This is a genomic window from Acinetobacter colistiniresistens, from assembly GCF_024582815.1.
Classification (GTDB): Bacteria; Pseudomonadota; Gammaproteobacteria; order Pseudomonadales; family Moraxellaceae; genus Acinetobacter.
Genome location: NZ_CP102099.1, coordinates 2,979,908 through 3,003,197 on the forward strand (window position 1 = coordinate 2,979,908; position 23,290 = coordinate 3,003,197).

A 23,290-nucleotide genomic window follows, 5' to 3' on the forward strand; every position below is an offset into this window, starting at 1 on the left:
TTCATCACAAATTGTTCAGTTTTAGTTTTCAGTGCTTGTTCTCTGATCAAGGCTTATATATAAATAACGAAGGACAAATAGAAAGATAAAACAACAGGATAATCTATGAATAATTTTATAAACCGCCCCACCTCAGCCTTTATTGCTGCAAGCTGGGTGGCCTTACTCGCAGGTGGCGTTGGCTTTATGATTGGTCTATGGAATGCCAATATGCCCTTGCATGAAAAAGGCTATTATCTTGTGATCTTGCTTTACGGACTTTTTTCCGCGGCTTCTTTACAGAAAACTGTTCGTGACCAACTGGAAGAGATTCCCGTCACGGCGATTTACTATGGCTTATGTTGGGCTTCAATGGCCCTATGCATCGGACTACTTTTAATAAGCTTATGGAACGCAGAGCTCAGTATGAGCGAAAAAGGCTTTTACATCATGTCATTTCTATTAAGTCTGTTTGGTGTAGTGGCAACCCAAAAGAATATTCGTGACTTAAACTATCTACGCCTGCAAGCCGAACTCAATCCACGTCAGCCCAAACTCGAAGAACAAACAATAAAAGATGAACCATTAAATTAATCAAAAAATAAATGGAACCTTAAAATAAGGTTTCATTGTTTTTGTGCAGTTATTGACTATCTTGTTGTTTAATCGAACTTAACTCGCATTTTGCGCTATTTTAAGAAACAAAACACTACAATCTAGACACCAAAGAGTAATAATTCAGAAAAGCTTCTCCATACTTTCATACTCAAATTTTGTTACATTTGCAGCCATGAAAAAGAGGTCCGATGAATTGCGGACACGGAGTCAAAAATGAAATTAAATACTTGGTTATGTGCTGCTATTTTTGCAAGCTCATCATTGGTTACTGCTGCTCATGCTGATAATGCAACCCGTGTTGCTGCAACATCTGCACTTGGTAGTGTGGTTGGTACTGCAGTAGGTAAAGAAATCGGTGGTAATAACGGTGCAATGATTGGCTCTGCTTTGGGTGGCGCTGGTGGTGCAGCAGCAGCAAGTAGCAAACGTACCCGTACTGAAGCTGCTATTGGCGGTGGTCTAGGTGGTGTCGGTGGTTATACTGTTGGTAAAAACATCGGTGGTAGCACGGGTGGTTATATCGGTGCTGCAGCTGGCGCAGCGGGTGGTTCTGCTCTAGGCCGTAAAGTCGGTCAAGACCGTTATTATGACAATCAGCAATCTAAAAAATACAAGAAAAAAAGAAAGCATCGTCATCACTAATTTAAAAAGCACCTTCGGGTGCTTTTTTATTCTCCTAAAAGCCACATCAAATAACAAAATCCGGAGCAGATATCATACTGCATCTTCAAGTTGTTATTGTTATGTCATATCTCAATATAAGAAATTTTAATTTATACGCCGAATAAGCCATCATAAATAAAGTTGAACATCATGTGTTTTTATTAAATAACCTTAGACGATTATTACTAAAGAAAATTCTATATTTTCTCATCGACAACACCCGCCTATCTCACCTACTGAATATAGAATCATATTTTTCTTATAAATTTCAGTAAGTTCCACATCCTCTAACGAATATATTTCTTTAATACTTTTAGATTTGATAAAATAAAATGTAATTATTAGAATAAAAACACCAAATCCAGCAATCGTCAAAGGCAAACCAATATGATCAATCAAAAAACCACATACAACGTTACCAAAAGGAACCATTAAACCTGACATGAATGCGACAGCACTAACAATCCTATTCTGAAATTCCCTTGGTGTAGCTTTAAGCCTAACAGCCATTGTATTTGTCGCAATAATGCTAAAGGATATACCACACAATAAAAATATAAATGAAAGTATCAAAGCAAGCAAATAAACATATTTTCCAAGAAAAATATTCCAAGCCCCATTAAAAACAATGAGAACCCCATACCATAAAACCCTAGACGTATTACTGTATATCGATTCCACTTTTCATTTAAATATGCAATAATTTTTGATCCCCCTAAAAACAAGCCAGTAGCAAAAGCCCCTTCAGCAAAAACCAGCAACCACACATCCTTATTGTATTTATTATAAACCAAAGATGGCATAACTATAGTAAACATTGATGAAAAAACAAAATTAGTTAAAAGTATCAATATACATATATAAAACTCAGACTTAATCTGAAAAACAAAATACAAACTATCTTTAGTATTTACATACCATTCATAGAAAAAATTCTCCTTTATCAATTTTTACTACTCTCAAAATAACTAACATTCAAAATTAACAAAAAGCAAAAAGCAAAATAGAAAAAATTATTATTAACCCATAAAGAATATTAAACACTGATAGAATAGCTGTAGCCAAAATTGGACCAGAAAACATTACAAATGAAGAAATCACCGTTTTAAATCTTAAAGCAATATCTAATTCTTCTTTAGGTACTAGCGATGACAACATACTTGAGTGAAGTGGCTCTCTAATACCAGCACAAACTCCAAGAATAACTAAAGAGAAAGCAATAATCAGAATATTGTATAGTTTCACAAAATAAAAAAAGTTAAAACCAATATAACAAGCATGCTAATAAAATTACAAAATAAAAGAATTTTTCTTATTAAATATATCCCCAAAAACCCAAATATCACTCTTGAAAAAGATCAAAAAACCACCTAAAGCAATCATAGCAGCAAAAATCTTGACATCATTTGTTGCACTCATTATCCACCAAGCAATTATAACTCGTACACTTCTAAGACTTGTGGATGTAAAAAGAATATTAAATTGAAATAAATAAAAATTTTTACTCAGTCCTTGCAAAAAAATCATGTCAACCTATAAATATATAACTAATTATTAACCAATACACTTCCCATTAAACGTGTATTTAGACCTAAAGCCATGTAAGAATTTACTCCTCCATTAAGAGATTTACACAAACCTAATCCAACATACTCTTCAATTAATCCTAAAACCTCTGAACTTCTCTTCCCACTTTGACAATATACTATGGTATCTATATTCTTTTAATAATATTGAGACACTTAGGATCATCTTTTAACAATGCCACAGGTAAGTTAATTCCACCAATAGAAAACTCAATGTGTTCAGAATAATCTCTAACATCAATCAGCTGCACTTCACGATCTGATAATAAAATTTCATTCAATATATTCGGTGGAATTGATTGATGATTAATTTCACACACACCATAATCAATATTAGTTAAATGCTCTTTTTGTGAGGCTAAAAGTCTTAAATTTCTTAATGGATTTTTGGCATTTACTTTAACTTCAACCTTGTTTATTTCAAAATTTTTAACATCAAACAAAATCAACTCTCCACTTTTAAGCTTTTATCACTTATAATTGATTTAATGACTAGAGACGCTTGAAGTGAACCAATAGTTCCCGCCAAAAAACCAAATACTCCTGCTTCAGCACAGTTCTGTGCTAATTGTTTAGGTGGCGGCTCAGGAAAAATATCTCTTAAATTAATAAAATCGCCACTCAAATCTTGGTCTGTATTGAATGCACAGATTTGGCCTTCAAATTGACTAATAGATGCATAAATAAGAGTTTTTATTAAAAAACAGAAATCATTAAGTAAATATTTCGTAGAAAAATTATCTGTTGTATCAACAATAATATCTTGATCACTTAGTATTTCATCTAAATTACCATAATGGATGCATTGATCTACATGTTTAACATTAACAAATTTATTCAAACCTCTAAGTTTTCTTTCGGCAACAACACCTTTCTTCTGCCCAACATCTTCATAGCTATATAGCGTTTGACGATGAAGATTACTAATATCAATAATATCATCCTCTACTATTGTAATATTTCCTATACCTGCCGCTACCAAATAATTTAATACTGGGCAACCTAACCCACCAGCACCAATAACTGCAACTTTTGCAGTTTTCAGCATCATTTGTTTTTCAAATGAAAAATCTGTTAGTAATAAATGTCGTGAATAATGTAAAATCTCTTCTAAACTAAATTTTATGTTAGACATAATCAACCACCTGCAATTGCTGTAAGAAGAAGAATATCATCACCATCCTTAAATTCAATTTTTTAATTTCATCGTAATCAATATATGCTATACCATTTATAATTAATGAAACAAAAGTATTTAACTTATTTTCTGTAACTATTTCTTGATAAAGCTTATCCAAGTTAAATTCTAGAAAAAAATAATATCCTGAATGTTTCGAGCCTCGAGTACGAAGTCTTTTTTCCATTTGTTAATTTCGAAAACTGATTACATAATTTCAAGTCAATCATTTCAACTCCAACTCTTTTTGAACAATGTATATCTAAAAATCTAAGAGGTCTTTTGTCTTAATACGATATTTATTAAATTCTTCCATCTCATTTTTAATTGTTCTTTAGTTAATATTTTTCTATCAATTAGCATCTGACCTACTAAATTTAAAGTCCGCTCCCCATACCAACGACTCTTTACTGAATGCAATATTTCCTCTGAATTAATAATATCTATTCTCCCTTGTAAATAAAGAGAATTCATCCACTCTCTTATATGAACCAAAGGTTCTGTTAATGGAGTAAATGGCGCTTCAGCTTCATGAATTAATGTTACTTCATCATCATCCAGATGATCTAGAAGAAACATATTGTAAACCTGACCAAAACCTTGCATTCCTAAAAAATTCATCTCTGCAGCACGTATTGCCCCCATCGAAGATGCTCCCCATAATTCACAGCCTTTTTCAATGGCTGTTCTTAGTTCAACATGTCCAACAGCAGCCTGTGAATGGAAAACTCCATCGACAATAAGTAATTTAACTGGCTCATCTATTAATTGAGTTAATTTATCAATATCACCTCGTTTAACTGGTGGGTGTATTTCAATGAATGGATTCAACATCAATTCATCATTAAAACCGTATCCTGTTGGTCCAATAAACACATGAAATTTAATCTGATTTTTCATTTTTTTGTTCCTTGATAAATTTCATCAATCTATTTCCTACTCTTTTCAATTCAGGACGGAAATACTCCATCTTTGGAACTATCACTTTTACGACTGTAAGTTGTGAGTTCTTAGGCGTAAGTTCAACACGTAATACCTGATCTATCCCTACAGATTTTAGTTTCTCAATCAATAGATATATACCATCGCCAATTGATCGTATTTCATCTGATTTATCGGGTATTTTAGAATAATGGATAAGCTTAACTTTAGAGGTTACTAACTTTCGAACAATATTAACTGATTGCTGTTCAAATGCTTTACCACCATTTACTGCAAAAAAGTTTGTTCTATCAATAACATCATCACGACCACCATGTATCTGTGTAAGTCTTGATTGTGCCGCTTCACTTATTGCTCTAACGGCAGCAATATTCTTAATAGGATGAAATGCTGAACCATAACTAACCGCTACAGGTGATTCATCACTAGGATCAAGTATGTAAGCATGAAAATATGGAAGTTGATAAATATTATCAACATAGCGACAACTTAATTCAAACCCAGCTTTTTCAATTTTTTGTTTTAGATCGATAATATTTTCATGCTTCTCATCAAATTCAACAAACTGAGACTGATTGGCAAAACTATCAAATGCTTGAATATCTCTTTCAAATAATTCAGCTAAGCCATGTAATGTCGCCTCATCTAAAGAGTTTCCAGAACATAATCCATTTGTACTGGTTCCCAATATACGTTTATTTTTATTTTCTAGAAATGGATGGTAAACAAGTTCAGCGGGGATATAAATTTCTTCTTTTGTAACAATATCTTGTGCCAAAACGCAGGTCACTAGGTTATCTTCCATTAATTCAATACCTAAGATAGGATTTAAATCAAGAAAATTAAATTTACAGTTCGCCTGTTCTATTATTTCCTTGATTTTTAAATCAATAGTTGGAATTATTCGATTTCTATATTCTGCATAACTAAACTCAATAGCTTCCATATATGCGCCAACCATTGCTTCTTTTGGAAACCTACCTTTTCCTGCATTAACACATAATGATCCCTTTACAGCATTTGGACGAATACTTGAAAATACAGGAATACCTATCTTATCTAACCAAGTTATATTAGTAACGCGTGAAACTCCAACTTTCTCACCTATATTTACTGCAATCTCAAGGGTTTCATCTAGATCCTTTATTCTTAAACTCGATGTCATTTGATACATTTTATCACCTAATAATATATTCCATACTTATCCCCTTGAATTAAGCTTATAATCAAATAATATTTATCAAAAACACCCCACTAATTTAAGCGGGGTATTTAGAGCATATTTTACAACTCATCCTCATAAGAACATACTACTTGCGTTAAATTCTCAGCAGGCATTAGCTTTAAAACCATTTCCACTTCCGCACTTGTTAATGATAATTTCATAATATTACTCCTAGTTTTTATTAACGAATAAAATATTCGCAAAACAAAAATAAAATTAAATCTCACTCATTTCAAGGCTTAATCATCAAATAAAGCAATCGTATTTGTAACAAAATATTTATTAAAAATAAAAAATTAAAATTACAATTTATCATCGTAAAAATAAAAACACAATTAAATAAACCATTAAAAATCAAAACAATATCAAAAAAACACTAACACCTAATTAAATAAAATTAATCGCACCATTATAATGCAAAACCAATCCATGTATTTTAATTAAAAAAATAATAATAAAAACAAATTATTCAAAATTTAACATTTAATACCATTTAAATTCAAATAAAAGACCATAAAAATTTAGATTAAAAATCAATAATCGTTTTAAAATTAAAAACTAAACATTAAAAAATCATTTATTCTGAAAAACATACTTAACAATAAGTACAATAGACATAATAATCCCCCCTCCATACACGTATCGTTTTGATTCATTCACTGCACTCTTTTAGTGATTAAATGACGCGTTAGATTAAAAACCTTAATATACTTTCAGGGAAAAGCTTTGACCCCAGTCTCATGACCCAACTAGAAGGTTTGGCCAATCGTGGTTATACCGAAGGCTTCTTGCGCCGCCATGTGCATAGCGATTATCAAAATTATGCCGATGGTTCATCGCATTTTGACTATCAACAATTTTGCGGTGAAGTGATTGGACGCAATGGTGACCATATCCGCATTGAGGTAAAGAACCGCTTTGTGGTTGGTGATTCACTTGAGTTAATGACACCCAAAGGCAATCTCCACTTTCACTTGGAACAGATGCGTGATCTTAAAGGCAATGCCATTAAAAATGCCAAGGGTTCAGGCCATATCGTGGAAATTCCATTTTCTCCAGACATCGATATTGAATATGCACTGTTGATTCGTAATTTGCCGCACGCAAAAACCAAATTACAATCTGCAGCGCTTGCTTATTCGGCAGATTAAGATGGCACTGTTAATTACCAACGCATGTATCAATTGCGATATGTGTTTGCCTGAATGTCCCAATCAAGCGATTAATGAAGGTGCAAAAGTCTATGAAATTGATCCACAACGTTGCACTGAATGCATCGGTTTCTACACAGCACCCACCTGTCTCGCTGTCTGTTCCATCGATTGTGTTCAGCCTGATCCAGCATGGGTGGAATCTACAGATCAACTGCTGATTAAATTCAATAATCTGAATCTATTCAAACATTAAAGACTTGATTACAGATAGGCACAAACCCATGAAAAGTATGGAAAAGTGCCTATCCCACCCTCAACGCAAAACAGCTCATCATGATTTGACCCTTTAAGCTCAGTACTGGCATCAAACTTGCTAATGAGTATTACGTTTTATTCAATTAGTATTACTACGGGTGTGCACCTATGCATCATTCAGTACTGTCCAAAAGGAAAAAGCTTTATTTGAGTTTGGGGTCTTTTCTGATTCCCATCCTGATCTGGAGCTGCGTCAGTTACTTGCCTTTTATCTGGCATCCACAAGTTCAAATTACCCATGCAGGTGCTGATGCTTATTTACAAGTTGGCACGCGCATTGAGAAACAGGCCTATTATGCGGCGGCCCAAGATGCAGTCAATCAAGGTAAAGCACCACCTACAGGAATTCTGGTCAATCCCATTTATTTGCCTGCACCGCATCAAGTCGCGAAAGCCTTATTTACCTCTTTTACCACGCCACCTCAACAGGCCGATGCGCCGTGGTTACATCAAAGTCTGTGGCACAGTATCAAGATTGTATTTACGGCGTTTTTTATCTCTTCATTGATCGGTGTGCCGCTGGGCATCCTGTGTGGCTTTTCCAATACCATTTCCAAGCTGACTGAACCCTTTGTCGAGTTCTTTCGCTACCTGCCAGCACCTGCCTTTGGGGCATTGGCAGTGGCGATTTTAGGCATTAATGATGCCCCGAAAATTGCCATTATTGTGATTGGTACTTTATTTCAACAAATTCTGATCATTGCCAATACCACTCGCATGGTTGATCGCGGCTTGGTTGAAGCTGGTTATACACTAGGTACCAATAAGCTTAAAAGCCTGTTTCATGTGGTGATTCCTGCTGCACTGCCTGACATTTATCGAGATCAACGGGTGTTGCTCGGTTGGGCATGGACCTATCTGATTGTGTCGGAACTGATTGGTGCCACCTCAGGAATTACCTGGTTCATTACTCAACAAGCACGCTATCAAAACTTTGACAATGTTTATGCCGCCATCCTGATTATTGGGGTGATTGGACTGTTGTGTGATTTGATTTTAATGAAACTGGGCACATACCTATTTAAATGGAAAAAGGGAGTATAAATATGACGGATAATTTTGATGCCAAAGCCTATTTTGAGCATATTTATACACGTCCCGTGATGTTGGAAACCAAGCAACTGACGCAGATTTTTCAGCATGGCACATCTGAACGCACGGTACTGAACCAAATTGATTTAAGTATTCATAAACGCGAGTTTGTCTGTGTGATTGGCCCTTCCGGCTGTGGAAAATCAACCTTGAGCCGTGTGGTTGCAGGTCTAGATGACTACCACAGTGGTGAGGTTCTGGTTGAGGGGCAAAAGATTAAAGGCCCAAGTTCAGAACGTGGCATGGTGTTTCAATGCTATACCTTATTTCCATGGAAAACCGTCAAAGAAAATGTGATGTTTGGCCCTTTGATGAAAGGCATCAGTCAAACCCGTGCCGAAGAAATGGCACGTGAGTGGATTAATATTATTGGCTTAGAAAAATATGAAAATCAGTTCCCACATGAACTTTCTGGTGGGATGAAACAGCGTGTCGCTATTGCCCGAGCTTTAGTCAATGAACCCAAAATTTTACTCATGGATGAACCTTTTGGTGCACTCGATCCCTACACCCGACAAAAAATGCAAAAGCATTTGATGGACTTATGGCAAAACATTGATATCACCATTTTATTTGTCACGCATGACATGGATGAAGCTATTTTACTGGCAGATCGTATTGTGGCCTTAAAAGCCAATCCGGGCGAGATCAAAGAGATTATTGAGGTGAATTTACCGCGTCCACGGACAATTGAGCTGGTGCATTCGCCTGAATTTAAACAACTACGGGAACGGGTTGATCTGTTGGTACATCACCAAGAGGAACAACTCGACCCTGCACTACAGGATTTACCTAAAATTCCACGTATGACTCAAATGAGTACACAGAAATAAAATAGCGTTTGGGACGACCCAATCTGCTTCATTTATTGCTGGACGACCAGCCAATGGTGAATCTCATGAACCATGATTATGTGTTGCCCTTAATTGATATTTCACTCCTCAACAGTGCGAGTTTAGAAGATCGCAAACAGGTGGTGAAGCAACTTGATCAAGCCTGTAAGGACATTGGCTTCTTATACATTCAAGGGGAACAATTTCAGCCCGAACTGTTCGATCAGTTAAAACAAACCGCACAGCACTATTTTAGCCAAGACCAAGCCACTAAAATGCAGCATTATATTGGTCTTTCCGAAAATCATAGTGGTTATGTGCCAATCGGTGAAGAACAATTCAAAGCCAATGTCTATGATTTAAAAGAATCTTATGACATTAATTATGACTATCTCGGTGAGCTGCATCGTCGTCCTTTACTCGGCCCAACGCTATGGCCAGAGGATGCAATCTTTAAGCAAAGCGTCCTAAATTATTATCAACATATCAAAGCCATCGGCAATCAGCTATTTAAAGCTTTTGCTTTGGCACTTGAGCTGAATGAAGATTTTTTTGAACCACATTTAAAGCATGCACCGAGCCAATTGAGACTGATTCATTATCCTTATAATCCTGAGGCACACGATCAATCGGGCATTGGTGCACATACCGACTATGAATGTTTTACCCTGTTATTTCCAACGGCGGAAGGTTTACAGGTTCTGAATAAACAAGGTGAATGGATCGATATTCCCTTAATTGAAAACACCATGGTAATGAATATTGGCGATATGATGGAGATCTTGTCCAATGGTCGTTATCTGGCAACCAAGCATCGTGTGAAACGCGTACAGCAAGAACGTTATTCTTTTCCGCTGTTCTTCTCCTGTGATTATGACTATCTGATTCAGCCACTGATTCCCAATGAAGCGCCGTTATATCCACCAATCAAAGGCGGTGAGCATCTATTCAATCAGACGGCTCAAACCTTTATGTACCTCAAGCAACGGATTGAGTCGGGTGAACTGGTACTTGTAAATGCCCGTCCACTGTACTCCTTTGGTTTAAATGAACAAGGAGCAAGTGAATGAATCTAATCAACTTACTCGCGCAACTGGAGCCAACCCCAATTGATGATCACTTGCCCTTACCCCGCTATTTACTGGGATGTTTTAGACGCAAAAGTATCAGCTTCTTTAATGGTATGACCGATGAAAAAACCATTGTGTATTGGTTTCAGTCCAAATCTTTCAGCATTGACCTACGACTGATCGATGCCAATCAAACCACAGTACATGATCGACAAGGATGGATTGGCGATACTCTATGGGATTCAGATCGCGAATTACTCTCTTGGCAGGTTCATCAAAACTATCAGAATCATATTCAATGGCCTGAACCTGCTAAGCTTTACCCAATAGGCAACAGTATTTTAGAGTTTTCACCTTCCCATGCCTATGTAGAAGATTGGCGGCAACAGGCTCAACAGGGCTTACTGCTCGGTTTACGCCTCTTTCAGATGCAACATATCGCAACACAACAGATGATAGCTATAGATGGCGGCTTGATGATCAGCGGTCAGCACATGGCTTATGCACAATCACGCCTTCCCCAACAACAAAATCAACTGAAAAATGGTTCAATTGATCATCCTGAAAATGATCCTGAAGTGATCGAAAGCTATGAAGTCTCAGTTGCTTTAAATGGTTCTTCTATTGATTTTAGTACAATCAGTAGTCGTTTGCAGCAATCGATTTCACTCGATGATTTTGAAATAGAAGATGCCAATACCCTGACCCAACTGAAACAGATTGAAGGTGAACTGTATCGACTTTATTTTCATCTGGATATCTATCAACCTGATTTTGTATTTAGTACCACAACCGCAACCACCACGGATACACAACAATGGCTGGCTGCCGAACAAAAGCATTTATTAAAAAATGCCACGCGGACTTATTAATCCTGTTTGTATGTGATTGATTCTAGAAAGGACTATCAATTATTTAAAAAGATTGTCCTTCAGATTTTAAAATCTGGAAATAAAAAATCGCTCTATGAGAGCGATTTTTTATAGATTAGCTATTTCAACTCATCCACCAAAGCTGGATAAATCAAGCCATCCACATCCACTGCCGTTTTATAAATGCCATTACTGAGATTGAATTGATTGACGTGATAGGTCGAACCATAAATCGAATCAAAACCAGTTCCCTTCTGGAACACTTTCTTATTCGCTGCGATATCCAGTAAATATGTCCCCTCAATAAATTGCTCATACTGTTGAGAATCAACGCCGACACGATTGGCCATGATCTTTACCGCATCGGCATGTGTGGCAGGGTCTTGGATATACTTCACCGTTTTATCCCACACTTTGATTAGCTTTTTCCAGTCCTCTTGATGCGCAGATAAATGACTTGGATTCACCGCAAGGGTATCGTAGATCAAACCCGGCTTGTCTTTGGAGCTATAAATAATCTTGGAACCTGCAACAGCTTTTAACGCTTGATTGGCCACAGGTTGCCAAACTGCAATCGCAGCAACATCCTGACTGCCAAACACTTGAGGAAGTTCATTGGTTACTGAATTGACCAGTTTAATATCTGAAAAAGGAATCCTGGCATCCTTTAAAGCCGTCGATAACAACAGGTGATCGACCAATCCTTTTTCTGTAGCAATGGATTTGCCTTTTAAATCCTGAATACTGTTGATACCATTCTTGGCAATAATGACATCATTACCCGCAGAATAGTCTGTCACCATAATGATCATGCCCTTGCTCCCGCCCGAGGCATTGACCAAATTATCGCCATTGGTAATAAACACCGCATCCAGTTGATTAGCCGCAAATGCAGAAATTGAAGCTGAATAATCGAACCATTTAAAATCAACATTTAAGCCTGCGTCTTTGAGCCAACCTTTTTCAATCGCCACTTGCCAAGCAACCCAACCTGGCCAATCACTATAGCCAATCGTAATAGGCGTGGTTGTCGTTACATCTTTGGCCTCGGTCGCTTTCTCCGCCGTTGGTACTTTAGCCGAATTATCACACGCGCTAAGTACCAGCCCGAACAGCACTGAAACAGATAACGTTGCTATTGCTTGCTTCATAATCACCCCATATCTTTTTTGAAAATTTTGCCCAGAGCACGTCTCAATCACGTGTTCAGCGACAATACCAATGCCGACGCTTCCTATTCATTTTGCTGTAAGGGTGGCATCACCGCATCCATGAGTTCCAGATGCCCTTTAATGACTCCTTTTAAGGCCGTAAATTGTTGACTAATCTGTTTAAGGTCATTACTGCCCCCTTGTAACAGCATGACTTCCAATATTTTTTGTTGATCCAGTTGAATATGTAATGAACTGATCACCTGTTCTAAAAATTTCTGCTGTAAGTCTAAGAGTTGCATCCGCAGCGGCATACAACTGGCGTCGTACAGCAAGGTTAGCGTGCCGACCATGACTGCATTTTGCTGTGCCTGTTCAGCAATGAGATGCTTATTGATCATGTCGACAATCGCCTGAGAGCGACTTTCATAATGCTCTTCAACAATGGTTTGATCTAAAGCTTCAACCGTTTTTTCAGGAACGGTAATGCTGATTCGAGTCAGTTTAGGGCGCGCATTCATCATGATCAGACTACTGTTTAGGCAGCTGGGTTTGCTTTACATACAGACCTGCTCGGACGCTCAGTAAATTGGCAAAACAGCGCGCTGTAATTTTTAAATACTGAATCAGGATTGATTGCGTTTTCATAACCACCTCAGCCTTAGTAATACCAAATTTATAATTCGTAATATTTAATGCAGTATCTATGCCAATTTTTTAGCCAAATAAAGTAGAAAAACCGTGTGAATTGCTGAATAAATGCACACAAAAAAAGCCCGATGTTTCATCATAGGGCCTTTTCTGCATCATGGATTTTGATTGCTATACAGCAGGTGCAAGCGTAAACAATGCCTGTCCTGTTTTTACCGTTTGCGCTTTATCAATCAAGATACTGTCGACTTTCATTTTTGCAGGCGCAAGGATTGGGATTTCAATTTTCATTGCTTCAATCACCGCCAAAGTTTCACCTTCTTCGATAATATCGCCTACGGTACATTCAATTTTCCAGACCGAACCCGGCATATGTGACTCCACGATCATGCCACCGCTCGGAACAATTATTTCTGAATCATCCAGTACTGCATCCATACTTTCGGAAACATATTCAGCCAAGCCTGCTTCATGCCAGCGACGGCGTTCCGCTTCAAAATTACTTTGTTGAACCTGTTTAAAAGCCTGAATACTGCTTTCATTGTCTTTTAGAAAAGCATTGTAGTCTTTGAGATTCAGCACCCCTTCTTCGATCCGCAGTTGCAAACGCCCTGCTTTAAAGTCTTCCCGCATTTCCAACAGCTCAGATTCGGACACTTCATAGAAACGGATTTGGTCAAAGAATCTGAGCAACCACGGTTTGTGCGCTTCAAAATTCGGATTTTGACGATAACGACTCCACACTTGTGTGGTACGTCCTACAAACTGATAGCCACCCGGCCCTTCCATGCCATAAACACACATATAAGCCCCGCCAATTCCGACGGCGTTTTCAGGTGTCCATGTTCGGGCAGGATTATATTTGGTGGTGACTAGGCGATGTCTCGGGTCTAGCGGTGTGGCAACAGGTGCACCCAGATAGACATCTCCCAATCCCATTACCAAATACGCGGTGTCATAGACTACGTCTTTGACTGCTTGCTTAGATGCAAGACCATTAATACGGCGAATGAACTCGATATTATCTGGACACCACGGTGCATCTGGACGAACCAATTGGGTATATTTTTCGGTGGCAAGTTGGGTTTGTGAATCTTCCCAAGCTAGAGGTAAATACACAGTTCTAGACGGTACCTGCATATGTTCAATATCAGGTAATTCACTTTCAGCCACCTGTAACAAGCGAAGTAAATCCAGTTGCTCTAGAACCATTGAATCATAATGAATCTGCAATGAACGAATGCCTGGGGTCAAATCAATGATGCCCTGAATATTTTGTTGCTGCACCCATTGCATCAAGGCATGAATACGAAAACGTAAATTGAGATCTAAGACCAGTTCACCATATTCGACTAACAGATATTGGTTGCCTGCGGGACGATAGCTCACCTTCGGTTTATCGGCACCCTGATCCAAAGTCGCCAACACGGCATTTTTTAAAGTGACAGGCTCTGCTTTGAATATAGGTTCAAAATTAATCTGTGATGCCGTTTCATTCTGTAAGGCCGATTGATAACGCTGTTCTAACTGTTGCGCCTGTGCATAACTGACAGGGATAAATCTCACTTTATCACCTGCTTTGAGTTGACCTAATTTCCATAACTCTGAGTTGATCACCACCGCAGGGCAAACGAAGCCGCCTAGGCTCGGGCCATCAGGCCCCAAGATAATTGGCATATCCCCAGTGAAATCAATTGCACCAATTGCATAAGCATTGTCATGGATATTCGATGGATGTAAGCCTGCTTCGCCGCCATCAATCCGTGCCCATTCAGGTTTCGGGCCAATCAAGCGAATACCGGTACGACTCGAGTTAAAGTGAATCTCCCAGTCTTGATCAAAAAACATGGCAACATCATTCGGCGTAAAGAAATCAGGTGCGCCATGCGGACCATACATGACCGCGATTTCCCATTCGGTTTGAAAACTTGGGATTTGCTCAGGTTTTAATGCAACTGTTTGCTCAGCTTTCGCCTCAGTGATGGGCAACATATCACCGATCAGTAAGTTACGCCCTGCATGACCACCAAATTGCCCCAGAGTAAACGTGGCTAAACTTCCCAAATATGCAGGCAAATTAAATCCATGTTTAATCCCAATATAACTACGGCAACCCGTACTGATACGACCGCATTTTAACACCTGACCTTTACGCACATTGATGCTTGACCACATCGCGACTGGCTGACCATCCAGACTGACCTCCATCTCACCACCTGTGATGGCAATCTGACTATCACAATGAAACTTTAAAGTAGGTCCAAGTAAAGTACATTCTAGCCCCGAACTGTTGAACGCATTGCCCAACAATTGATTGGCAACATTCAAGCTCAATGCATCCATCGCACCTGAAGGCGGAACACCCACATCCCAATAGCCCAAGCGACCTGTTACATCTTGCACTGCAGTTTGAATCCCTGCCTGTAACACCTCTATTTTTTGGGTTTTCCATTCAAACTGATTCAAGAAACGAGTGGTCTGTGTGCCGTTCCGAAATACCTCACCTGCAATAATTTCCTGTAGATACTCGAGATTGGTTTCAATCCCTGCAATCTCTGTATTACTTAGGCTATTTTGCATAGCAACGATGGCCTGCTCTCGATCCGTTGCCGTCACAATAATTTTTGCAATCATCGGGTCATAGAATGAGGAAACATTTGAGCCAGTTTCGACCCAAGTTTCCACCCTTGACTGGGTGTCAAATTTGACACTGGTCAATAAGCCCGCGCTGGGTTGAAAGTTCTTAATCGGATCTTCAGCATATAAACGCACTTGAATCGAATGACCTTTGGGCGGTGCAATCTGTTGCGGTGCTTGCCAATCCCCACTGGCCAAGCTCACCATCCATTCAACCAGATCAACACCATACACCTGTTCCGTCACCCCATGTTCCACTTGCAAGCGTGTATTCACTTCCAGAAAGTAAAACTGTTGTGTGTCGGTATCCATCACAAATTCAACCGTACCCGCGGAACGATACTGCACTGACTGCATCAGTTGAATGGCGACCTGTTGAATATACGTGCGTTGCGCATCATTCAAATGTGGTGCAGGTGTTTCTTCGATTACCTTTTGGTTACGGCGTTGTACCGAACAATCACGCTCACCCAGTGCAATGACATGGCCTTGACCATCTCCAAAAATCTGCACCTCAATATGACGGGCATTTTCGACAAACTTTTCCAGATACAGTCCTGCATCTTTAAAATTGGCTTGCGCCAGATACGAAACGGTTTGATAGGCTTCTTTTAATTCCTGTTCATTCCAGACCAGACGCATGCCAATACCGCCACCGCCTGCGGTACTTTTCAGCATCACGGGATAGCCAATCTGATCGGCCTGAAACAGTGCATCATCCAAGTCATGGAGTAACTGACTGCCTGGTAGCAAGGGCACATGATTCTGAATCGCCAATGCTCGTGCGGTATGTTTTAGACCAAAATCACGCATTTGCTGTGAGCTTGGGCCAATAAAGGCAATCCCCTGTTGCTCGCACAGATCACAAAATTCGGCATTTTCTGATAAAAAACCATAACCCGGATGAATCGCTTCAGCCCCAGTGTGCTGTGCTGCAGCCAAAATTTTTTCAATATTTAAATAACTTTGCTGTGCAGGTGAATCACCGATAAAAATCGCTTCATCCGCTAAACTGACATGCAAGGAGTCCCGATCTGCTTCGGAATAGACCACAACCGATTGAATCCCGAGTTTCTTTAAGCTGCGAATGACACGACAGGCAATCGCACCACGATTGGCAATCAGTACTTTTTTAAACATTATGCCACCTCACGCGTCACGTATAACAAGCTGGATTTTGGTCGGATTGTAGGCATTGCACGGATTATTCAATTGTGGACAGTTTGAAATCAGCACGATCAGATCCATTTCGGCCTTGATCTCGACATATTTACCCGCTGCCGAAACACCATCTTCAAACTTTAAATGGCCGTCTGCAGTCACGGGCACATTCATAAAAAAGTTAATATTGGGCCCAATATGACGGACATTGAGCTGATGCTTTTTGGCGATCGGATGCTGTGCCAAGGCGTACATAAAATTATTACGGCAACTGTGCATCGGATATTTATCATGTGCATAACGGACCGTATTACTTTCACATGAACATGCCCCGCCTAAGGTGTCATGTCTGCCACAATTGTCATCGACAATGCGAGCAATTGGGCGGGCAAAATTACTAAATAAGGTCGTGCCTTTTTCCAAATAAAGCTGTTGATTTTGCGCCAAGGTATCGGTTGCGCTATAACGTTCTTCGGCGTTGTTGGCACTGATAAATAAGGTATCAACGGCTTGGTTGCCTTCCAGATCAATAATGCGGAAATACTGACCTTGCTTCACCTCACCCATCCATGCTTCACCTGCAAGGCAAATCTGGTCTAAAACAATCTGTTCAATTTTTGCTGATGCTGTCATTTTCTCGCTCCCCACCTTAATTGGACAATGCGTAATAGCGTGTGTTATTGGCAAAACCACGCTGATTTTGCGCACATGAATCCCGACAAACATCCTGTTCAGTTAAGGCATTGGCTTTGAATAGGCGGAGTTGGATATCAGAAGGTTGGTATTGTGTGGATGAATCGAGTGGATGTGGTGCCGCAGAAAGAAAGACGAGACAATCCATTTCAAAGCGCAGTTCGATCTTTTGCTGTTGATTATCCACTGTGACATAGCTTAATCGCCCCTGATCATCGGGCTGGACTTTTGAAAATAAATTCACCGTCGCGCTCAAATCCGCTTGGCCTAGACCAAACTTGGTCAGTTCCACCAATAAACTATCCAAACCATTTCGATGCATATCATTACGCGCATCCTGAAAGTTTTTCTGGCCAAACTGTTGTGCAATGTGCTGTGCGGTACTTGGACCACAAAATACATCATTCCAGCCATGCTCATCTTGAATAATGGAGGCCATCACACGGCCCAGATCAGAATACAGAACATGCCCTGTCGAGAGAAAAGCCGTGTGTTGGGCTTTTAGACTATCCGGCATATTAAAGCGCTCGAACTTGTCATCTGCATTGACACAGAACAAAGATACATTGGCCTGACGCCCCAATGCTTCAAACTGTAAAACACCACCACGTTGAATGCGACCAGACCAGTGATGCCCACCCGGTAGTGTTTCTTGCCACAGTATTTTATTGTCGTGATAGAACGATTGATTCATAACAAACCTCTTGCGGATGCTTAACCTCGTTATGGCAATATGCCTGTCCTCCCGGGCTTTTATCCCTCCGTGTAGTTCTATCGAACCGTTATCTCTCGGACCAGTCATGCCTCCATACAAAGACATCGGAACCCTAGACAACTTTATCTAGGTTGTTATGAAGCAAAAGACATGCCAGATTAGTAATACGATTTTTCATATTCGTAATACCAAAAGGATCATTTTTAGCTTGTTCAGAGTGCACTTTTAAAAACAAAGCACCAATGTGAGGCTGTGAGATTAGAATGATTGATATTTTCAGGTTTTCTTTATCCATAAAAAAAGCGCCTTATGGCGCTTTTTTTAGCTATACAAATTAGTTTGCATAGACTGGGAATTTTGCACAAACAGCTTCTACTTTAGCTTTTACGTCAGCAATCACTTTCTCGTCACCTTTGCTGTCGATCACGTCAGCGATCCAACCTGCAAGTTCACGTACTTCAGCTTCACCGAAACCACGAGTTGTCACTGCTGGCGTACCAATACGGATACCAGAAGTTACGAACGGAGAACGTGGGTCATTTGGAACCGCATTTTTGTTTACAGTGATGTGTGCTGAGCCTAACCAAGCATCAACCTCTTTACCCGTTACGTCTTGTTTAATCAAAGACAATAAGAATAAATGGTTTTCTGTACCACCAGAAACAACATCATAACCACGTGAAATTAATACTTCAGCCATTGCTTGTGCATTTTTCACAACTTGTTGCTGGTAAGTTTTAAACTCATCAGACATGGCTTCTTTGAAGCAGATTGCTTTAGCAGCAATCGCATGCATCAAAGGACCGCCTTGGTTGCCTGGGAATACAGCTGATTGAAGTTTCTTCTCGATTTCTTCATTTGCTTTCGCAAGGATTAAACCAGAACGTGGACCACGAAGTGTTTTATGCGTTGTTGTCGTTGTTACGTCTGCAATTTGCACTGGGTTCGGATAAACACCCGCAGCAACTAAACCAGCAACATGCGCCATATCAACAAAAAGGTATGCACCTACTTTGTCTGCGATGTCACGGAAACGCTGCCAATCAACGATTTGGCTATAAGCAGAGAAACCAGCAACGATCATGCGTGGCTTGTGTTCCAACGCTAAACGCTCTACTTCTTCATAATCAATTTCGCCAGTTTCAGTATTTAAACCATACTGAACAGCATTATAGGTTTTACCAGAGAAGCTTACTTTAGCACCGTGAGTCAAGTGACCACCGTGAGCCAAGCTCATACCAAGAACGGTATCACCTGGGTTAAGAAGCGCTAGGTAAACCGCAGAGTTTGCTTGTGAACCCGCATGTGGTTGAACGTTTGCATAGTCTGCACCGAACAACTCTTTTGCACGATCAATTGCAAGTTGTTCAATCACGTCCACATATTCACAACCGCCATAGTAGCGTTTGCCAGGATAGCCTTCTGCATATTTGTTGGTAAGTTTTGATCCTTGAGCTTCCATGACAGCTGGTGAGCAATAGTTTTCAGATGCGATTAACTCGATATGTGCTTCTTGGCGTACGCCTTCAGAAGCAATCGCTTGAGCTAATTCTGGATCAAATTCAGCAATAGAGATATTGGCAAACATTAGCGGAGGGTCCTATGAATTAGGGCTTTTAAGCCGTGCTAAAGATTGGTGCATATTGTAGCACGAAGTTTAGAGTTTCACAGATTGATATTTATTTAATTATTCGTGAATTTTATTCATTCTTACTCATGGTTTTAATAGATAAAAATCAACAAGCTATTTTTTATACATTTTTACATCTTAGAAGCTAAAATTGAAAAAAGCCCAATCTTCTCAAACAGAAAATTGGGCCGCTGCTCTCGTCTCTTAATTATTCGCCGGCATTGCTGCTTTCACATCATTCACAACATTGCCAATATTCAGGACATACGCCGTGCCATGATCCCATTCAGTATTGGTAATGTACTGGATTTTTGACCCTTTATTTTGTGCAGTTGATACCAACACATCCGTTGCAGCTTTAGGAACCGTTGTATCTTTCGCACCTTGATAAATCACCACTGGTTGATCCAATTTCACCTGAGCTGGCTGCGAATCAGTATCCAAGAACGTTTTTACCAATGGAACCGTCATAAAATTTGCTTGTGTCCGAGGATAATTCGCTAAACTATTATTGTTTTTACTCGCATAATCTGTCATTTTATCAATAAATTTATTCTCAAGTGCATCATAACAATCTGATTCAGCTTGACTTGCTATGGTATCCGTTGGCGTCATAAAAACATTAGAATAACTAAAACTTGGATTAAGATTTCTTAATCCCGCCGTGATCAAGGCAGTAAAAGTATCTAGCTGTGCATACATCCCTATCTGTTGTGCAATTGGTGCATTTGCAACTGAGGCATTACCATTCACCAAAATTTCCCCTAGGTTAGAGGCAGGCGCAATAGCAACTGTCCCTTTATAATCCAGCTTAGCCCGACTTTGATATTGCGCTGCACCCAAAGCTGCTTGTCCGCCTTGAGAATGACCAACTGTCATCCATTGACGTGAAAGCAGTTTACCTTGTCCAGCTAAATAATATCGTGCAGCAACCACTGCATCGGTAATCGAATAGGCTTCACTTTTTACATTTAGGAATGGATGAAGTTCTCGCCCGCTTGGCTCTCCTAAACCTTCATAATCGGGTGCAACCACCACGTAACCTGCTGCCAGAAATTGGCTAATCATACTTTGAATGGCTGGATTAGTTGCATTGCGACTTGGCGCGCATTGATCTGCAACACCTGTGGTGCCATGTGCCCAAGCAACAATTTTCCAGCCGCCTGCAGGTGTTGGCCCACCAGGTACAAACAATAAACTGGTTGCCATGGTCTCTTTTCCATCCTGCCCCAACATCTTATAAGTCATGACTGAACTTTCAGCGGCCACGGCACTAAAGTCGGTCTTGGTATAGGCAACAGGAATACCCACCACAGGGTTTTTAATATTATTTTCTGGAATATCTGGCTTAGGTACAAACGAAATATTGTCATTATCGTCATTACAAGCTGTAAGCAACAAGCTTGAGCTAAGAAGTGCAACCGTTAATAATTTCATATTCATGTCATGTTTCCCTGATTATTATCATTTTCATTCTAAAGCTTAGTAATTATTTTACTAAGGCAATTAGTTACATAAGAATGCGCTTAATATCAAATTGTTCAAGTACTTTTTATTTTGTTGCTTATTTATCCACTTTCTTAAAAATTTAAAGCCCCTCTCTCTCATTCAATACTGCTTGCCGTAAATTTCTTGTAAGATATCTCAGCACTCAATTCAAGCTAGGCGGCCTTTAAATGCAAGCAATCATCTTAGATACTGAAACACATACACTGAATGGTTTGCCAATTGAAATCGCCTATGCTCCAATTGAAATCGACAATGGAAAACTCAGTCTCGATAAAAAACAAATTTTTGACCAGCTTTATCAGGTTGGTCAACCAATTTCCTATGCAGCAATGGCTGTGCATCATATTTTAGAGTCTGATCTAATCGACCAACCTTTTTATAATGAGTTTCAGCTTCCTGCTGAAACAACTTATATCATTGGGCATAACGTTGACTACGATGTGGCCGCAATTGCGCGTTGTGGTGTCGACATCTCAAAATTAAAACCGATTTGCACCTTAGCTTTGGCTCGTCGTGTCTGGGAAGATGCTGAAGCGCATAATATTTCCGCCCTGATTTATTTGATTTCAAAAGGGAGCGATAAAGCACGAGAAATGTTGAAAGGCGCGCATCGTGCAGATGCTGACATTATCCTAACCGCCAACATCTTGATGCATATTATTCATCAACTCAACATTCAAAATATCGAACAACTTTATCTTGCTTCAGAAGAAGCGCGTATTCCTAAAAGTATTACTTTTGGCAAACATAAAGGTACAGCCATCCAAGACCTCCCTGCCGATTACATTCAATGGCTGATGCGGCAGGATGATCTTGACCCGTATTTACGCAAAGCTTTAGAGGCTAAACTCGTTAAATAAGGGATTATGTTCTCAGTTTTTAGATTATTTGCCACTTACTTTAAACAAGGCGATGATATTTAATAATTTGTTAACATAATTGTCATTTTTAACCTTATCTTAATCTCCGTCTAGATCTTGATTTGGGGGAGATTAAGAGATGTCACATTTTTTTAAAACTGAGCTTGGGCAAACTGCGTTACAAGAACGTAATATTGCATTAACAGCACGTCAACGTCGTCTATTGCTTTTAATTGATCATGAAGATTTTAAAGACCTTGATCAAGACTATAAAGAACGTATCGCACCCACTGAACTGGTTCAGCAACTCATTGATATGGGCCTGTTAGCTGAACAAGCCCCCCCTCAGGTTAAACAAGCAGACCTAGAACCGATACTAAAAAATAATGATCACAAAACTGTATCAACACCTGTTGTAGTACAACAAACCATTACGCCTGTACCAACACTGGCTGTAACTGAGCCAGTAATAGAACCTGAAATCATCGAGCTAGAAAAATTACCCTTTGTTGAAATCCAGCAAGTCATGATTCAAACACTCACGACCTATTGCGGTCTAATGGCTCGCCCGCTCATCCAAAAGATTCAGTCAATTAGTTCGTTGCAACAACTTAAAGCTTGCCAAATGCAATGGACCACCTCTTTGCAAGAATCACGGATTCCGCCTGCTCAACTGAATCAAACGTTGAAATTAATTAATTATTCAGTGCAGCATTTATAGTTAGATGTGCAGAATCTTGATAAATCTAGAATAAAA

Annotated in this window: 25 protein-coding genes, 1 pseudogene and 1 riboswitch; of the genes and pseudogenes, 10 read left to right on the forward strand and 16 right to left on the reverse strand. The window is 39.4% G+C overall.

The window, feature by feature from the left end; translation table 11 throughout:
- Positions 1 to 105 precede the first annotated feature (105 nt).
- Together yiaA and NQU59_RS14340 are read left to right on the forward strand one after the other, a co-directional pair.
- Positions 106 to 573, forward strand: a complete 468-nt coding sequence (gene yiaA / locus NQU59_RS14335; protein WP_257063876.1) for an inner membrane protein YiaA — start codon at positions 106 to 108, stop codon at positions 571 to 573.
- A gap of 237 nt (positions 574 to 810) precedes the next feature.
- The gene (locus NQU59_RS14340) at positions 811 to 1,239 is read left to right on the forward strand and encodes a hypothetical protein (RefSeq protein ID WP_005241982.1); all 429 of its coding nucleotides are present in this window, start codon (positions 811 to 813) and stop codon (positions 1,237 to 1,239) included.
- Between the two features lie 228 nt (positions 1,240 to 1,467).
- Here NQU59_RS14340 and NQU59_RS14345 read toward each other — a convergent pair whose 3' ends face one another.
- The 7 genes from NQU59_RS14345 to NQU59_RS14375 all read right to left on the reverse strand — a co-directional run bounded on the left by NQU59_RS14345 (position 1,468) and on the right by NQU59_RS14375 (position 6,139).
- Positions 1,468 to 1,704 (reverse strand): hypothetical protein, encoded by a 237-nt coding sequence (locus NQU59_RS14345; RefSeq protein WP_257063879.1) that lies wholly within the window; start codon positions 1,702 to 1,704, stop codon positions 1,468 to 1,470.
- Between the two features lie 125 nt (positions 1,705 to 1,829).
- Positions 1,830 to 2,063 (reverse strand): hypothetical protein, encoded by a 234-nt coding sequence (locus NQU59_RS14350; protein ID WP_257063880.1) that lies wholly within the window; start codon positions 2,061 to 2,063, stop codon positions 1,830 to 1,832.
- A gap of 487 nt (positions 2,064 to 2,550) precedes the next feature.
- Complete coding sequence (locus tag NQU59_RS14355) at positions 2,551 to 2,679, reverse strand: hypothetical protein (protein WP_257063881.1); 129 nt, start codon at positions 2,677 to 2,679, stop codon at positions 2,551 to 2,553.
- Positions 2,680 to 2,974: 295 nt separating this feature from the next.
- Complete coding sequence (locus NQU59_RS14360) at positions 2,975 to 3,289, reverse strand: hypothetical protein (RefSeq protein ID WP_257063882.1); 315 nt, start codon at positions 3,287 to 3,289, stop codon at positions 2,975 to 2,977.
- Positions 3,290 to 3,291: 2 nt separating this feature from the next.
- Positions 3,292 to 3,981, reverse strand: coding sequence for a HesA/MoeB/ThiF family protein (locus NQU59_RS14365; protein WP_257063883.1), 690 nt, complete (start codon positions 3,979 to 3,981; stop codon positions 3,292 to 3,294).
- A 312-nt stretch (positions 3,982 to 4,293) separates the two neighbouring features.
- Positions 4,294 to 4,923, reverse strand: coding sequence for a TfuA domain-containing protein (locus NQU59_RS14370; protein ID WP_257063884.1), 630 nt, complete (start codon positions 4,921 to 4,923; stop codon positions 4,294 to 4,296).
- Positions 4,907 to 6,139, reverse strand: a complete 1,233-nt coding sequence (locus NQU59_RS14375) for a YcaO-like family protein (RefSeq protein WP_257063885.1) — start codon at positions 6,137 to 6,139, stop codon at positions 4,907 to 4,909. The genes NQU59_RS14370 and NQU59_RS14375 overlap by 17 nt, the downstream gene beginning before the upstream one ends.
- Before the next feature lie 761 nt (positions 6,140 to 6,900).
- Between NQU59_RS14375 and NQU59_RS14380 the strand changes: the two are divergent.
- The 6 genes and pseudogenes from NQU59_RS14380 to NQU59_RS14405 form a co-directional block, all read left to right on the forward strand.
- Positions 6,901 to 7,341 (forward strand): annotated as a pseudogene (locus NQU59_RS14380) (U32 family peptidase C-terminal domain-containing protein); the annotation flags it as partial.
- Between the two features lies 1 nt (position 7,342).
- Positions 7,343 to 7,597, forward strand: a complete 255-nt coding sequence (locus tag NQU59_RS14385) for a YfhL family 4Fe-4S dicluster ferredoxin (protein WP_257063886.1) — start codon at positions 7,343 to 7,345, stop codon at positions 7,595 to 7,597.
- Positions 7,598 to 7,767: 170 nt separating this feature from the next.
- Positions 7,768 to 8,703 carry an ABC transporter permease gene (locus NQU59_RS14390; RefSeq protein ID WP_257063887.1) on the forward strand — a complete coding sequence of 312 codons (936 nt, stop codon included), beginning with the start codon at positions 7,768 to 7,770 and terminating at the stop codon, positions 8,701 to 8,703.
- Positions 8,704 to 8,705: 2 nt separating this feature from the next.
- Positions 8,706 to 9,584 carry an ABC transporter ATP-binding protein gene (locus NQU59_RS14395; RefSeq protein ID WP_257063888.1) on the forward strand — a complete coding sequence of 293 codons (879 nt, stop codon included), beginning with the start codon at positions 8,706 to 8,708 and terminating at the stop codon, positions 9,582 to 9,584.
- Between the two features lie 53 nt (positions 9,585 to 9,637).
- Complete coding sequence (locus tag NQU59_RS14400) at positions 9,638 to 10,654, forward strand: isopenicillin N synthase family dioxygenase (protein ID WP_257063889.1); 1,017 nt, start codon at positions 9,638 to 9,640, stop codon at positions 10,652 to 10,654.
- The gene (locus NQU59_RS14405) at positions 10,651 to 11,526 is read left to right on the forward strand and encodes a hypothetical protein (protein ID WP_005241989.1); all 876 of its coding nucleotides are present in this window, start codon (positions 10,651 to 10,653) and stop codon (positions 11,524 to 11,526) included. Before NQU59_RS14400 ends, NQU59_RS14405 begins: the two co-directional genes overlap by 4 nt.
- 119 nt (positions 11,527 to 11,645) lie before the next feature.
- Here NQU59_RS14405 and NQU59_RS14410 read toward each other — a convergent pair whose 3' ends face one another.
- The 9 genes from NQU59_RS14410 to NQU59_RS14445 all read right to left on the reverse strand — a co-directional run bounded on the left by NQU59_RS14410 (position 11,646) and on the right by NQU59_RS14445 (position 21,607).
- Positions 11,646 to 12,677 (reverse strand): ABC transporter substrate-binding protein, encoded by a 1,032-nt coding sequence (locus NQU59_RS14410; RefSeq protein WP_373462940.1) that lies wholly within the window; start codon positions 12,675 to 12,677, stop codon positions 11,646 to 11,648.
- Positions 12,678 to 12,760: 83 nt separating this feature from the next.
- Positions 12,761 to 13,198 carry a CopG family ribbon-helix-helix protein gene (locus tag NQU59_RS14415; RefSeq protein WP_004654007.1) on the reverse strand — a complete coding sequence of 146 codons (438 nt, stop codon included), beginning with the start codon at positions 13,196 to 13,198 and terminating at the stop codon, positions 12,761 to 12,763.
- Positions 13,199 to 13,208: 10 nt separating this feature from the next.
- The gene (locus NQU59_RS18875) at positions 13,209 to 13,325 is read right to left on the reverse strand and encodes a hypothetical protein (RefSeq protein ID WP_005241992.1); all 117 of its coding nucleotides are present in this window, start codon (positions 13,323 to 13,325) and stop codon (positions 13,209 to 13,211) included.
- A gap of 174 nt (positions 13,326 to 13,499) precedes the next feature.
- Positions 13,500 to 17,105, reverse strand: coding sequence for an urea carboxylase (gene uca / locus NQU59_RS14420; RefSeq protein WP_257063891.1), 3,606 nt, complete (start codon positions 17,103 to 17,105; stop codon positions 13,500 to 13,502).
- A gap of 9 nt (positions 17,106 to 17,114) precedes the next feature.
- Positions 17,115 to 17,759, reverse strand: coding sequence for an urea amidolyase associated protein UAAP2 (locus NQU59_RS14425; protein ID WP_005274703.1), 645 nt, complete (start codon positions 17,757 to 17,759; stop codon positions 17,115 to 17,117).
- A gap of 16 nt (positions 17,760 to 17,775) precedes the next feature.
- Positions 17,776 to 18,513: an urea amidolyase associated protein UAAP1 gene (locus NQU59_RS14430; protein ID WP_043969673.1), complete on the reverse strand. Its 738-nt coding sequence runs from the start codon at positions 18,511 to 18,513 to the stop codon at positions 17,776 to 17,778.
- A gap of 46 nt (positions 18,514 to 18,559) precedes the next feature.
- Positions 18,560 to 18,661: riboswitch (guanidine-I (ykkC/yxkD leader) on the reverse strand.
- The gene (locus NQU59_RS14435; RefSeq protein ID WP_257063892.1) at positions 18,647 to 18,829 is read right to left on the reverse strand and encodes a hypothetical protein; all 183 of its coding nucleotides are present in this window, start codon (positions 18,827 to 18,829) and stop codon (positions 18,647 to 18,649) included. It overlaps the preceding riboswitch by 15 nt.
- 39 nt (positions 18,830 to 18,868) lie before the next feature.
- Positions 18,869 to 20,122 carry a serine hydroxymethyltransferase gene (glyA, locus tag NQU59_RS14440; RefSeq protein WP_005241997.1) on the reverse strand — a complete coding sequence of 418 codons (1,254 nt, stop codon included), beginning with the start codon at positions 20,120 to 20,122 and terminating at the stop codon, positions 18,869 to 18,871.
- Positions 20,123 to 20,368: 246 nt separating this feature from the next.
- Positions 20,369 to 21,607: an alpha/beta hydrolase gene (locus NQU59_RS14445; protein ID WP_257063893.1), complete on the reverse strand. Its 1,239-nt coding sequence runs from the start codon at positions 21,605 to 21,607 to the stop codon at positions 20,369 to 20,371.
- A gap of 233 nt (positions 21,608 to 21,840) precedes the next feature.
- Between NQU59_RS14445 and NQU59_RS14450 the strand changes: the two genes are divergently transcribed.
- Both NQU59_RS14450 and NQU59_RS14455 read left to right on the forward strand, forming a co-directional pair.
- On the forward strand, positions 21,841 to 22,533 hold the full coding sequence (locus tag NQU59_RS14450) for a putative quorum-sensing-regulated virulence factor (protein WP_043969670.1): 693 nt from the start codon (positions 21,841 to 21,843) through the stop codon (positions 22,531 to 22,533).
- A 139-nt stretch (positions 22,534 to 22,672) separates the two neighbouring features.
- On the forward strand, positions 22,673 to 23,254 hold the full coding sequence (locus NQU59_RS14455; RefSeq protein ID WP_257063895.1) for a hypothetical protein: 582 nt from the start codon (positions 22,673 to 22,675) through the stop codon (positions 23,252 to 23,254).
- Positions 23,255 to 23,290: the final 36 nt, after the last annotated feature.